The sequence below is a fragment of the Nitrospirota bacterium genome (assembly GCA_016212215.1).
Taxonomy (GTDB): Bacteria; Nitrospirota; 9FT-COMBO-42-15; order HDB-SIOI813; family HDB-SIOI813; genus JACRGV01.
This window is the reverse complement of the sequence record JACRGV010000047.1, coordinates 16,641-31,181: the sequence shown is the minus strand read 5'-3', so window position 1 is coordinate 31,181 and position 14,541 is coordinate 16,641. Positions and strand designations below refer to the sequence as shown.

The following is a 14,541-nucleotide window of genomic DNA, read 5'->3' as shown; positions in this document are numbered from 1 at the left end:
CCTCTATATTTTTTCTTGCTTCTTATTTCTTGCTTCTGTTTTTTCTGCTTACTGCTTACCGCTTACTGTTTACTGTAGTTACGGCCATTGTGCCCGCCATTGAGCTTCGTTATCATTAGTACACCCGGAGGTACACGTTGATGATGTAAATGAATTAGACTCGCTTGTAAATGTTCCGGTAACAGTATACCTGTAAAAAACACCCGGATTATTAGGGTTCATCTCTGTTATTTCCTTAGCATACTCACCGGCTGCAGTACCTGTCATATCACCAGTCGTACTTGATTGTGTTGAGTCTACAGTAATATTAGGAACAGAAAATTTTAAATAATACGGCTCAAGGGGGTCTGTTTTCTTATCCACCACCACCTCAAAACCGAACTCATTATGCTGTGCCCGTAGATTACCGGAAGGTCCTGAGGTTACTCCGGAAGTTGCAGTAGTATTTGCCGCTGATGGGGCATTAAAATAATTAAGTTTAAAGTGAGGCTCACTTACTGTTGTTGTGGTGGTCTGTCCAAGTGATGCACTGCTGCCGCCTGGAGTTACATTATTTCCTTTCTGAGTATCAAGAGCAGGGTCTGCAAACCATGGTGTGGAAGTACTTCCCCATGAACATTCACCTTGGTCTATCCACCCATTACCATTAGCATCTACGCAAACAATTGTAGTAGGGTCGAATCCCTTTGTAGCCCTGTCATTATATGTCCCTTTTTGTATTGTTGTTTCCTGATAATTATCAGGGCTGCCCCCTGCAGTATAATTACCAGCACAAAAAGCATTTGAACTAAAAAAGAGCATTCCCGCTAATAAAGAACAGATGCCCAAATTTCCTTTTAGAAACTGTTTTTTAGTCATAATGTTCTTTCCTCTTCTTACTTCTTACTTCTTGCATCTAACCACTTGCCACTATCCACTATCTTTAGGGATGTTCCTCCACCCATATCTCACCTTCCGGTGTTGTCTCTTTTTTCCATATTGGTGTGATACGCTTCAGTTCATCTATACACCATTTGCATGCCTTAAACGCATCAGCCCTATGAGAGGCACCTACAACTATCAATACTATATTCTCTCCCACTGCTATTTCACTAATTCTGTGGACTATGTTCACCTCTTTTATATCATAGTCCTTTAATGCCTGTTCCCTGATCTCATTAAGTTTTTTCTCAGCCATTCCAGGATAATGTTCGAAATCGAGTTTATCTATAGTGCGTCCCCGTGAGGTACCCCTTCCTATTCCAAGAAATACTACTATCCCGCCTATATCTCCGGTAGTTGCTTTGACCCTGTTGATCTCTTCATCAACTGAGAAGTCTTCCTTTTGAATCCTCACCATCGGCGAACCCTCTGCACCTCCTGCAAAAGGCGGAAGAACTGCTATTTCATCACCATCTTTAATCGCCATGTCATCACTCCCGATTTCATGGTTTACAGAGATAAGCACCTTTTTGTTGCGTATCATCTCCCCAACCTTAGGAAATTCCTTATCTATCATCTGCGCAAGATCTTTTAACACAAGCCCATTACCAACCTCAAACTGGGCATCCTCCTTACCTGCCAAATTCTTTAGGATCGCAAAAAATTTTACTTTTACCATATTTCCCTCCTGTTTTTCCCTATCTTATTTCTTACTTCTTAATTCTTAATTCTTAATTCTTAATTCTTAATTCTATCTTCTACTCTCCCTGATTTATAAACATCTCCGTTGCCCATGAAACAGAAGCCAGTGCAAAGACTATTAAAAATACTATTTGTATCAATATGGCCTCTGAAGTAATTACTCCGGCATAAAACGATCTCGTAGCCTCTACTGCATAGTCAATTGGGTTTATCATTGTTATTACACGTATCCATCCCGGCATAAAACTCTTTGGCACCATTGCAGATGAAAAAAACATCAACGGCAACGTCATCATATTTCCAATTACTACGAGAGGTTCTTCTCTCTTCAACCAGATTGCAAGCCCGTTTGAAATCCCTGAAAATCCTACTGAAAGAAGAAACACAATAAAAAGACTCAAAAGTGCCCCGCTGACCCCGGATACCTTCACACCGAAGATCAGTGCAATTATGAGTATAATAAGACATTGTACAATAACAGTAACGGCAGCGTGTATGACACGGCTCATTACTATAGCAATTCTTGAAACAGGTGTAACAAGCATCTTTTCTACAGTACCGAAGTTTATCTCCCTTAATAAGCTGACCCCAGACCATGATGTCCCAAACAAAACCGTCATTATAATTGCGCCCGGCATGAAAAAGTCCATATAGCGTCCTGATGGGAAACCAGGCAGTGATGCCATATTCTTAAATAATTGCCCAAATATGAGAAGCCATATAAGAGGTTGAACAATCGTAAACAATGCCCACATTGGCATTCTTAAAGTAATCCGTAAATATTTATTAAATAAAAACCATGTATCATTTAAGAGAAGGATCATCCTTTACTACCCCCCTTGCCCCACCACGCCTTCATCTCTTCTTCAGACCATTTCTTCCAAGGCTCTTCCTTATTCCCATTATCACCTGACACAACCGGTGTTTCTTCCGTTTCTTCTGACTCTTCTGTTTCTTCTGACTTCTTGCTTCTGACTTCTTGCTTCTCTTCTGTCCCTTCTAACTTCTCACTTCTTGCTTCTGACCTCTGCGTTTCTTCTTGCTTCTGGTTTTCTTCTTGCTTCTCCTCTGCTGCCTGTTCACTGCTGCCTGCTCCCTGCCCTCCCTGACTCCACCACGCCTTCATTTCCTCTTCAGTCCATTGCCCATTCTGCCAATCTCCGCCCTCACCTTCAGCCTGCCCCTCTTGATCACCTTCATGGCCGCCTTCCTTATTCCACTCGCCGCCTTTCCAGTTTTTACCCCATCCCTTCTTGGCCCACTGTGCCCACCAGGGATTAGAGTCTCCTTCACCGTCGCCCTCTTTGAAACTGGCGCCGCTGTACTTTAGATAGACGTCATCAAGCGTAGGCCTTGAAATAGAAAGGGATTCTATGTCAATATTATTCTGACCCAGGAATTTGATTAATCCGGGTATTGCCTCACTTCCATTGTTTACATAAACTCTTACATTCTCATCCTCTAATAAAATATCTTTAACAACAGAATTGTTTTTTAGTAATGCAATAGCCTTTTGCTTAACCTTTCCTTTTAAGGAAAAATTAACAGAGTCTCCTTTGATGCTATCTTTCAAAGCCTCCGGTGTATCCACAATCTTCATACTTCCTTTGTGGAGTATACCGATCCTGTTAGAAAGTTTATCCGCCTCATCAAGATAATGAGTAGTAAGAAAGATTGTTACTTTGAGGTCTTTGTTTAAGATACGGATATAATTCCATAATGAGGAACGGCTGTGCGGGTCCAAACCTAATGTGGGTTCATCAAGAAAGATTATACTCGGATTGTGTATCAATGCAGTGGCAATATCGAGCTTCCTTCTCATGCCGCCTGAAAATGTTGAAACCAGTGCGTCAGCACTCTCTTTTAATTCGAATAATTCCAGAAGCTCATCCACTCTGGAATTGATAGCCTTCTTTTCCATCCTGTACATCCTGCCCTGTAGAACGAGGTTCTCACGACCGGTGAGGAAATAATCAACCCCTGCCTCTTGTGCTACATACCCTATAGAACCTCTTACCTTATTCGGTTCAGTAATAACATTATAACCATTTACCCATGCGGCTCCGGAGGAAGGATGTGACAATGTAGTGAGTATTTTTATGGTTGTGCTCTTGCCTGCACCATTAGGTCCAAGGAACCCGAATATCTCTCCGGCTTCAACGCTGATACTGAGATTACTCAGTGCCTTTGTGCCTGAAGAGTATTCTTTTGAAAGACTTTCTGTTTTTATCATTGTGATGTTTTCGGCTTTTATTTTTTAATTCTTATTTTTTTCTCGTGTAGGTGCCTGATTTGCCGCCGGTCTTTTCTTCAAGGCAGATTTCGCTTAGGATCATCCCTTTATCTATAGCCTTACACATATCATAAATTGTCAGTGCTGCAATAGCTACTGCTGTCAGTCCTTCCATTTCAACACCGGTTTGCCCGCCGACCTTTACTGTGGCAGAGATACCGACAGAACACAAACCATTCTCATCAGGCTCAGGATACTCAGTAAATGATATGTCTACCCCTGTCAGCAGAAGAGGATGACACATAGGAATAATATCCGGGGTTTTTTTCGCCCCCATTATCCCTGCTACCTGTGCAACGGCAAGCACATCTCCCTTTGCAATCTTTCCTTCCTGGATCCTTTTTAATGTCTCCGGCTGCATATAAACTTTTCCTGAGGCAATAGCGGTCCTCTGCGTTACAGACTTCTCAGTTACATCAACCATCTTTGCCCTGCCATCTACATTAAAATGCGTAAGCTCTGACATCTGCACCTCCTTAATTCAGTTTAAAGATTCAAGGTTAAAAAAATATTAAAAGTTCATATTTAAAAAATTGCATAGATTATATCAGATTTAAAAGAAACTACAAAACAATTTATTTAATTGAAATTAAACAAAAAAATGGCAGATGATACATCAGCTCATCTGCCATTTTTAAGTTTCTAAAGTTGAAATTCAAGGTTGATATTGTAACTTTCAATAATACTTATCCGCCGATAGATGTCATGGAGTGCAGGTACTTCTGTGAACCTGCATTCATATCTATGTTGTGTGCCTCCGGCTTGGTATCCATGACTGAAACAAGGAGTCTCTCGATTTCGCTGTCTTCACAGCCGTTCCTCATCGGTTCCTTGAAATCTATATATGACTCTGAGAATAAACAGTGTTTAATCCTGCCGTCTGCTCCGAGACGTATCCTGTTACATGTATCACAGAAATGCTCACTTATTGCACTTATAAAACCTACCATCCCCTTGGCGCCGTGCAATCTGTAGTTCTTTGCAGGACCTGCCGTATCCTTCCCCTCAACAACCGGTTCCAGTTTTCCAAGTGCAGCCTCTATTTTCGCCATCATATCAGCCTTGGATATAAATGACTTCTTCCAGCCCTCCCAATCATCAACAGGCATAAACTCTATGAACCTGACCTGAAAGGGTTTAGTTAATGTCAGCTTTGCAAAATCAACCAGTTCGTTATCATTAACTCCTCTGGAAGGGACTACATTCAATTTAATAGGATCAAAGCCTACACGCTCCGCCTCTATAATACCTTCCCACACCCTGTCAAAACAATCACCTTTTGTAATTGCCAGAAACTTCTTTGGGTCAAATGTATCAAGGCTTATGTTAAGCCTCTTTAAACCGGCCTTCTTAAGGGATTGTGCATAATTCTTCAACAAGACCCCGTTAGTTGTCATTGCAATATCTCTAATCCCATCTATCTTACTGACTGCTGAAATAAATTCAACAACTCCCCTTCTTACAAGAGGTTCACCCCCTGTTATCCTTATCTTATTAAGCCCCATCTTTGCTGCTACTTTTACAAGGCGGTGCATCTCTTCAAATGTCATTAGCTCATTGGACGGAAGATTGCTTATTGTACCGCAGGATGGAACACAGTAAACACATCTGAGGTTACATCGGTCTGTTACCGAAATCCTCATATATGTTATTTTACGATTGAAAGCATCTACTAATTGTGATTTGGGTAATTGGGACATGGGAACCTCCTTGATTCCGGTTAAATTTATAAAACTTATGTTATTTTTAAGATTGCAAATTCCATACCATTTAACACTTAATACCCATTTAAACCATTAGTACCTGCAAAAACATTACTATCATGCATCCCATTTTAATGCCATACTATTTGAATTTCAAGGAAAATCTTCAAAAATCTACAAAACATGTGAAACTTGAGACGATTAAACCTTATTCACTATTCACTATTCACTCTTGATGAAGATTTTCATGAAATTCTGTTGATATTGTGCAATGATTACACAACACGTTTAAATATTTATGTTCCCGATAATGTAACTCCTTAATTTATAAAGAAAATATAGTGTATATTTTTTATACAAAAAAGAGGACTTGCGGGAAATAATAGATTATGTTATCGTGCCATTTTAAAAATAGTGGTTAGTGGTTAGTGGTTAGTGAATAGTTAATGGTTGAAGTGTTACTTACTCAACCTACTCAAACAATTAGCCCAAAATAGGGAGGAGGAATATGAGGTCAATAAAGTCTATTGCGATTATTTTAATTGTTGTCATGGCATCAGTAATCACAGTCTCATCCTATGCAACTGCAGAAGATAGGTATATGTCGGCGTATCCATATTCAAGGGGAGACAGCAACGGGATGAAGACGATCTTTATGGATACATTTTACGGGATGGCAGCAGGGGCATTAATAGCTACTGCTATATCATCAACACAGAGCAGCCCAAATTGGGGTAAGAATATAGGTACTGGAGCCGCAATTGGTGGAATAGCAGGTGCAGCATTTGGCGTTATAACAGAAATGCATTATCTCTCTAGTGTTGAGAACGGCAAAGTTTATGTAGGTATTCCTACTATTGGGGTTACTACAGATAAAACAGTTAAACCCGTTGAAAAAGATGTGATGTATACTGCAGGACTGTTCCGTTATAAGTTTTAATGGGCTTCTTCATAATGATTAAAGATGATTCCGTTAAAAGACGATAATCCAACAAACACATATCCTTATGTAACAATTAGTATTATAATCATTAATATTCTTGTTTTCTTCTTTGAAATCTCTCTTGGATCAAGTATTTCATTGTTTCTGAACAGATACGGGGCTAAACCCCTGTTTGTGCTTAATATGACATCTCCTATAGGTTATCCATCACCTTTAATAACAATATTTTCATCTATGTTTCTTCACGGGGGGCTATTGCATGTTGGAGGTAACATGCTATACCTATGGATATTTGGAAATAACATCGAAGACTCTATGGGACATCTTAGGTTTGTTATCTTTTATCTTTTAAGCGGAATAATTGCAGTTTATGCATTTTCAGTGGTTAACCCACAATCCCTAATACCTATGGTAGGGGCAAGCGGTGCGGTCTCTGGTGTACTGGGTGCATATCTGATATTATTCCCGCGTGCAAAAGTCCTGACATTGGTTCCATTAGGATTTTATATGCAAATGATAAAGGTTCCTGCTATATTTGTGTTGGGCATGTGGATTGTAGTTCAAATTATAAACGGTTCAGTAAGCCGTGGCGGCGGGGGAGGTGTTGCATGGTTTGCACATATAGGCGGGTTTGTGGCAGGGATGGCCTTAATCAGTTTGTTTAAGAAGAGTGAGGTAAGAGGTTAGAAGGAAGATGCAAGAAGTTAGATATAAGAAGCAAGAATAAGCGGAAGGAGGTGAGCTTGGAGTTTCTGTAATTTCCGGCTTCATTTTTTATTTTGGTACTAATTAAAAAAATTAATTAAGGGAGGGCTGTTATATGAATTATATTAGAACCCTAAGCATCACATTAGTTGTAGCGTCTTTTCTCTTAGCAGGCTGTGGAGAGAATATGTTTAAGAATCAGGCGAAAACCGATTCCGAGACAGCACAAAAGGAGGATGCAAAGATAGCACTGGATACAGGGGATTATACACAGGCAATTACTATACTGGAGAAAATGTGTGGAGGTATTAGTACCGCCGTATCTGATCTATCGTGCGATAAAGACTCAAAGGTGGACCTTGCCTCTGCTTATATAGCTGAGGCTACAGGACTGGATGTGTTGAAGCTCATTGCCGCTGCTGAAGGCACATTGGCTAAACCTAAGGTATTGTATAGCCCGGCAGCAGAAGATGACTTCAAAAAGATTTCCGAGCTGATAGATATAAGTAAAATCAGTGACTGTATAAACGAATTAACAACAAGCAATACATGTGAAATGAAACAACAACTTACCAGGGCAATTGATATATTAGATTTTCTGCTTATTACTAACCCAACCCCAGCTCAAATAGCTTCATTATCCAGCGAAGATAAAAATCTCTACCTGCAACTCGGGATCGCATCAGCAGTTGACCTTGTTATCTCGGTTGGGGTTGTAAGCGGCGGCTTCTGCCCCACTGATTATTTACCAACAACAATTCCAACAAGCGATTCGCATAATATGGTAGCAGATATTAACCGGGATCTTGGAACAATCGAAAAGGGGCTGGGTACATCGGGGATACTTCCAGATAATCTTGATATAAGCAATGTAATAAATAAAATCAAAAAATCGTTAGACACGAATTCTAATGGTTCCATTGATTTCACTGAATTAAAGGCTTACATTACCGGCTTGATAGTGTCTTCACCACATTGCTAATAATAATGTTGAACGTGAAAAAATAAAAACCTTTAATTTAATTATAACTAATTTATTTTATGGAGGAGATTATGGACTATAAAAAGAGGATTTGGAAATATGGCCTTATTCTTCTGGTATTCTTTGGAACTGTAATTAAAGTCCATGCCGGAGAATTCCCCACCCTCTACAAGGGTATAAGACCGCTCGGCATGGGCAATGCGTTTACAACAGTGTCGGATGATGAGAATGCACTTTTCTATAACCCGGCAGGGCTCAATGATGTGCAGGGATTCGGCGGAATTGAAATATTAAACCCAACTATTGAACTATCTCAGACAGGTTTGGATGTGTCTAAAGATTTCAAAGATATTAATACTGATAATGTAACTGAGGTAACTGACCTATTGGGGAAATATATAGGAAAGCAATTCTCCTTACGTACATCTGTTTTCCCAAATATCATATTTCATAATTTTGGGTTAGGAGTTTTAGGACAGGGGTCTGTCAGTGGTGAAATACGAAACAGGGTTAACCCGAATGTAGCTGTAGATTTAAAGACAGATGTGGGCGGGGTAGTAGGATTTGCACACGGATTCTGGGATCAAAAGCTTCAGGCAGGTATAGCAATAAAATTCATACAAAGAAATCGTTTCCAACAAACATATTATGCTATTGACATTGCTGATGCCAAATTCGACCCAACCGCAGACTTTAATGACAATAAAAAAACCGGTTCAGGAATCACCGGTGATATCGGATTAAAGTTTAATCCATCATTACCGCTGAGACCTACTCTTGGGGCGGTTTTGCAGAATGTTGGTGATCTGAATCTTAAAGATGCAGGTAAACTACCGCACCAGCTTAATGTAGGCATTTCCGTACACCCTGATTTCTGGATATTCAGGAATACACTTGCTTTAGATATGGTAGATGTCACAAAGAATATAAAAGAGGAAAAGGACACATACAAACGTATCCACATGGGGGCAGAGATTAAGCTTCCATACATACTTTCCTTCAGAGTAGGTTCAAACCAGGGTTATACTACTTATGGTGCCACTGTTGACCTATGGCTTGTAAAGGTTGCGTATGCATATTATAAAGAGGAGTTAGGGGCTTACGCAGGACAAAAAGAGGATGCAAGGCATGTAATACAGGCTGCTATCGGATTTTAACTTCCCAGATAATATGTCTGGTATTTGTCCGGCGGAGTTACCAACTTCGCCGGACATTTCTAATATGTCTTGACTTTAAATCTTCGGCTACTATAATAACTTTGACATTTTTTGATGAACTCACATGAACCGAGGGTTCACAAAGGGCAATGAAAACCCCACCCTCACCCTAACCCTCTCCCTGAGGGAGAGGGGGCTACGTTGATTCCCTCCCCTTCAAGGGGAGGGGGAGGGTGAGCTATGGTTTTTTTCAGATGATTGGTTGGGATAAGTGTATCAGAATTTACTAAAAAATTATTTTATACCTTTAAACCTTTTAATACTGGGAACGGGCACTTTTTTTCTTGCACAGATACTCACATTTCAAATTGCAGGAAAAATTGCCACTCCTTATACAACCGGTTTTTCAGGGAGTGTTGAAAGTTCTGCACAAAGGGAAACAGTGCCCTTTGAGGCATACAAGCTGATATTGGAACGAAATATCTTTAATTCAAAACCTATTTTCGTTCCACCGCCTGCGGTAACTGTTGCCCCTGTTGCCCCTGTCCGGGAGGAAAAACCGCCGGTACCTATAAAATTAATCGGGACTGTCGCCGGTAGTGAAACTTATTCTTATGCAATTATTGAAGACCCCTTTCAGAAGACCAATAAGATATTCAGGGTTAGCGATTCTATCGCCCCCGGTATTAAGCTCTTAGAAATAACAAGAAACAGAATAACTATTTCAAGGGATGGGAGAAAGGAAGATGTTGAACCTGGAGACCAGAATACACCTGCTCAGTCACAACCTCGTCCGCCGGTACATCAGCCCCCTCCTATCTCACCTATGTCTCCAGAGGCATCTCAATCCCCGCCGGCTACCGTTGTAGTTGCAAGGGAAGAGCTTGAGGAGGCAACACAGGATATGAATAAACTCCTCACTCAAGCCAGGCTTGTACCGAATTTTACAGGCGGCGCTGCTGATGGATTCAGGATATTTTCGATTGTGCCGAGCAGCCTCTTTGAGAAAGTGGGACTTAGAAATGGTGATATTTTACACGGCATAAATGGTGTAGAACTGAAAGATCCGGAAAAGGCATTGCAGGTTTACCAGTTGCTGAAAGATAATGACAGATTCGTGATAGACCTAATGCGGGCAGGGCAGAAGATGACGGTTAATTATGAAGTCAGGTGAGAAGGCAGTGAATAGTGAATGGTAAATAGTGAACAGGAAACAAAAATATTTGGATTATGATATTTAATTTTTAATTTTTAATTTTCCGGGGGGGTGTAAACTGAGAAAACAAAAAATCTTCGTTTTGGTGGTAAGTCTTGTGAGTGTTCTGATATTGTTACCGGTTGATATTCTGTTTGCACAGTTTACTCCTCCAATGCCTCCAATGAGTGATGAGAACAAGGTTATGGGATCGGAAGGAACAATGCTGCCTGGCAATGAAGGTACTGTTCAGGTCAGCACACCTTTGAAAACAACTTCTCCTGTGCAGGTAAGAACAGGGAGGGAGACATCACCTCCGGTTCCGGTAAGAACTCCAAAGCCTGTAGTATCAGCCCCCCCTCTGCCTAATCAGGAATTCGTAACCCCTCAACCGCCTTCTCCTGCAAGAAACCAACAACCGGCAATGCCGCCACCTGCCGGTGGACCGACGGCATCAGGAAAAGCCGGCGACAGGATGGTAACACTTGATTTTAATAATGTTGACCTTCAGACATTTGTGAAATTTATAAGTGAACTGACAGGGAAAAACTTTGTAATTGATGAAAAGGTTCAGGGAAAGGTCACTGTTATATCTCCGACAAAAATATCGGTTGATGAGGCATATCAGGTGTTTTTAACAGTGCTCGACATGAAAGGATTTACCGCTGTAACAGAAAATAAGGTTATTAAAATCTTCCCTTCAAGGGAAGCAAAACAAAGCGGGGTAAGCATAGTAACTGAAGAAAAGAAACTCCCGCCGGATGAGAATTATGAAACACGGATACTCAGATTAAAGTATATAGGCACCACTGAACTATCCAGGCTTATAGCCCCATTAATATCCAAGGACGGGTCAAGCATACCATACGCTTCAACCAATGTATTAATAATTACCGACATAAAGAGCAATATGGATAAGCTCCTTGAACTTATTGACGAACTGGATACCGAGCCTCCAAAAGGCAAAGGCGGCATTTATGTGTATTATCTTCAGAATGCCGGTGCTGAAGACATGGCTAAGGTACTCTCCAGCCTTGTAAGCAAGGTGCCTCCACGACCGGCGGGCGGTGCCCAACCCCCTCAGGAATCTGTTGTACATTTCGAAGGCGGGATTTCTGTAACTGCAGATAAGGCAACAAACTCATTAATAATCATGGCCTCACCTGAGGATTATGAACGTGTCAAATCAATTATTGAACGGCTTGATGTAAAGAGAAAACAGGTATATGTAGAGGCCGCTATTATAGAAATGAGCCTCGATAAGACAAGAGAACTTGGGATGGAATGGCGGACAACTGAAGACGTTAATGCTAATGGTTTTACCTTTGCCGGCGGAACACTTCTTTCCCCGCCTGGAGCCGGTATATCAACCTTTGCTGCAAACCCGTTGGGTGTAAGCGGCCTTTCGATAGCAGCAATAAAGGGTACCGTTACAGTTGGAAAAGACACCATCCTGAACGTAGGCGCATTGCTCAGGGCATTCCAGGCGGACTCTGATGTCAACATACTTTCAACTCCTAATATACTCACATTGGATAATCAGGAGGCCAAAATCGTGGTAGGCCAGAATGTCCCTTTTATTACTGGGGTTAGTCAGACGACAGGAGGAAATTCACAGGCTACAATAGAACGTAAGGACGTAGGTATCCAGCTTAAAATAACCCCGCACACAACCGACAGTGACCTTGTCAAACTTGACATCTATCAGGAGATTTCAAGCCTCGGTGGAAGTGTGCCGGTTGGTACTAATCAGGAAGTGCCTATCACCAATAAGAGGTCTGCAGAAACATCTGTTGTAGTAACAGATAATGAAACTGTGGCAATAGGCGGACTCATAAAAGATGACATAATCATGACTGAAAGAAAGGTTCCCTTCCTTGGTGATATTCCTATTTTGGGATACCTGTTCAAATATCAGAGCAGACAAAAATCAAAAAATAATCTCGTCATATTCCTTACCCCTCATATAATAAGAGACGCTGATGCACTTGGAAAGATAAGCTCTGACAGGAGAAGAAAGGCTGAATCGTTCAGGAAGAGATATAAATTTGATTTGAAAGAGGACTTTATCCTGAATCCACCGGCAGAATCCGGCAATAAGCCCAAATGAATATAATACCAGGAAAGAGAGAACTATTAGGGCAGGTACTTCAAAGAATATCCTCAATCGGGGACAAGGAGATACAGGAGTGCCTCGATATTCAGCGTGAAAAGGGGGGGCGCATCGGTGATATACTTGTTCGGACAAAACATATCAGAGAAACAGACCTTCTCAAGGCATTAAGCACCCAGTTTCAGATACCCTATCTTCAGAATATAACCGAAGAGGAGATAGATAAGGAACTGGTCTCATCCATTCCGATCAACTTCTTAAAAAAGCACATTATTCTTCCGTTCAGCCGAGGCAAAGGCATGGTTAAGGTCGCAATATCCGACCCCCTTAATTTAACCCCTATTGATGACCTCAAGGTATTTTTAAACTCAGACACAGAACTATTTCTCGCAGAATCCATCACAATACTTAATGCTGTGAACATGGCTTATGAGACACACAAAGAGGCCGCTGAACAGGTCATTGAAGATATGGGAGATGAATCATTAACCGCAGGTCTTGATGAACCTATTGACATTATTGATGCAGTTGATGAAGCACCCATAATAAAACTCATTAACTCACTGCTGTTCAGATCAGTCAAGGACAGGGCAAGCGACATACATTTTGAACCCTTTGAGAGGGACATTGTAGTCAGGTTCAGGGTAGACGGCGTTCTCCACAACATACTTACTCTTCCAAAGAGATTTCAGCCAAGCATCACATCAAGAATAAAGATTATGGCATCACTGAATATCGCAGAAAAACGTCTGCCACAGGACGGAAGGATAGGCTTAAAGATAGCAGGAAAGGAAATAGATATTCGTGTTTCTCTTATTCCCACATCATTTGGAGAGCGTGTTGTATTGAGACTGCTTGATAAATCAGGTTACCTCCTCAGGCTTACTGACATCGGACTTTCCGTATCCATGCAGTCTGTATTAAACAGGTTAATCAGACTGCCTCACGGTATCGTCCTTGTAACAGGGCCGACAGGGAGCGGAAAAACTACTACCCTTTATGCATCTCTGACAGAAATAAATTCCCCAGGAAAAAATATCATTACAATTGAAGACCCTGTAGAATATCAGATAAAAGGGATAGGACAGGTACAGATTAACCCTAAGATCGAGCTGACATTTGCACGGGGACTCAGGTCAATTCTGCGTCAGGACCCTGATGTAATAATGGTCGGTGAGGTCAGAGACCTTGAAACCGCTGAGATTGCCATTCAGGCATCTTTAACAGGCCATCTTGTATTCAGCACCCTTCATACAAATGACTCATCAGGGGCAATCACAAGATTAATAGACATGGGCATTGAACCCTTCCTTGTATCATCCTCTGTAGTGGCCATAATCGCACAGAGATTAGTGAGAAATCTTTGTCCCCATTGCAAGAAAGAACATACACCTGCACTTCCTGAATTAAAGGAATTAGGGCTTACCCCTTCTCAGGCAAAGGGCTGCATTGTCTACCTGCCTGTCGGATGTGATAAGTGCTTGCAGACAGGATACAGGGGGCGTACCGGCATATATGAACTTCTCCTGATAAATGATGAGATAAGGAACCTTGTACTCCAGAATATTAACTCCCAGATTATCAAAACTAAGGCTGTTGAGTGCGGCATGACCACATTAAGGGCAGACGGGGCTGAAAAAGTTCTTGCAGGCGTAACCAGCATAGAAGAAGTGCTCCGTGTAACACAGGAAGACATAGTAGAATAATAAATCTACATAGACATCCCCTCCCCATTGACGGGGGAGGGTTAGGGTGGGGGTGAAAGATTTATGCAAGAGCCTCCTTAGAACTTTAATTTTTTATTTTTACATTTTTATTTTTAATTTA

Annotated in this window: 13 protein-coding genes; 7 read left to right on the top strand and 6 right to left on the bottom strand. The window is 41.2% G+C overall.

What is annotated here, in order from left to right; all coding sequences use genetic code 11:
* Positions 1-78: 78 nt before the first annotated feature.
* The 6 genes from HZA08_04360 to moaA form a co-directional block, all read right to left on the bottom strand.
* Positions 79-858: a hypothetical protein gene (locus HZA08_04360; GenBank protein ID MBI5192662.1), complete on the bottom strand. Its 780-nt coding sequence runs from the start codon at positions 856-858 to the stop codon at positions 79-81.
* A 64-nt stretch (positions 859-922) separates the two neighbouring features.
* Positions 923-1,600 (bottom strand): MoaD family protein, encoded by a 678-nt coding sequence (locus HZA08_04355; protein MBI5192661.1) that lies wholly within the window; start codon positions 1,598-1,600, stop codon positions 923-925.
* A 79-nt stretch (positions 1,601-1,679) separates the two neighbouring features.
* Positions 1,680-2,447, bottom strand: coding sequence for an ABC transporter permease (locus tag HZA08_04350; protein ID MBI5192660.1), 768 nt, complete (start codon positions 2,445-2,447; stop codon positions 1,680-1,682).
* The gene (locus tag HZA08_04345; protein MBI5192659.1) at positions 2,444-3,856 is read right to left on the bottom strand and encodes an ATP-binding cassette domain-containing protein; all 1,413 of its coding nucleotides are present in this window, start codon (positions 3,854-3,856) and stop codon (positions 2,444-2,446) included. Before HZA08_04345 ends, HZA08_04350 begins: the two co-directional genes overlap by 4 nt.
* Before the next feature lie 31 nt (positions 3,857-3,887).
* Complete coding sequence (gene moaC / locus HZA08_04340) at positions 3,888-4,382, bottom strand: cyclic pyranopterin monophosphate synthase MoaC (protein ID MBI5192658.1); 495 nt, start codon at positions 4,380-4,382, stop codon at positions 3,888-3,890.
* A 220-nt stretch (positions 4,383-4,602) separates the two neighbouring features.
* A complete protein-coding gene (gene moaA / locus HZA08_04335; GenBank protein MBI5192657.1) occupies positions 4,603-5,616 on the bottom strand; it encodes a GTP 3',8-cyclase MoaA in 1,014 nt (337 codons plus the stop codon).
* 511 nt (positions 5,617-6,127) lie between these two features.
* Between moaA and HZA08_04330 the strand changes: the two genes are divergently transcribed.
* The 7 genes from HZA08_04330 (at position 6,128) to gspE (ending at position 14,420) form a co-directional block, all read left to right on the top strand.
* On the top strand, positions 6,128-6,559 hold the full coding sequence (locus HZA08_04330; protein ID MBI5192656.1) for a hypothetical protein: 432 nt from the start codon (positions 6,128-6,130) through the stop codon (positions 6,557-6,559).
* 24 nt (positions 6,560-6,583) lie between these two features.
* Entirely contained in the window at positions 6,584-7,249 is a 666-nt protein-coding gene (locus HZA08_04325) for a rhomboid family intramembrane serine protease (GenBank protein MBI5192655.1), read from the top strand.
* Positions 7,250-7,382: 133 nt separating this feature from the next.
* Entirely contained in the window at positions 7,383-8,249 is an 867-nt protein-coding gene (locus HZA08_04320) for a hypothetical protein (GenBank protein ID MBI5192654.1), read from the top strand.
* A 71-nt stretch (positions 8,250-8,320) separates the two neighbouring features.
* A complete protein-coding gene (locus tag HZA08_04315) occupies positions 8,321-9,406 on the top strand; it encodes a hypothetical protein (protein MBI5192653.1) in 1,086 nt (361 codons plus the stop codon).
* A 271-nt stretch (positions 9,407-9,677) separates the two neighbouring features.
* Positions 9,678-10,580, top strand: a complete 903-nt coding sequence (locus tag HZA08_04310) for a hypothetical protein (protein ID MBI5192652.1) — start codon at positions 9,678-9,680, stop codon at positions 10,578-10,580.
* Between the two features lie 139 nt (positions 10,581-10,719).
* Positions 10,720-12,711 carry a type II secretion system secretin GspD gene (gspD, locus tag HZA08_04305; GenBank protein MBI5192651.1) on the top strand — a complete coding sequence of 664 codons (1,992 nt, stop codon included), beginning with the start codon at positions 10,720-10,722 and terminating at the stop codon, positions 12,709-12,711.
* Entirely contained in the window at positions 12,708-14,420 is a 1,713-nt protein-coding gene (gene gspE / locus HZA08_04300; GenBank protein MBI5192650.1) for a type II secretion system ATPase GspE, read from the top strand. The genes gspD and gspE overlap by 4 nt, the downstream gene beginning before the upstream one ends.
* Positions 14,421-14,541: the final 121 nt, after the last annotated feature.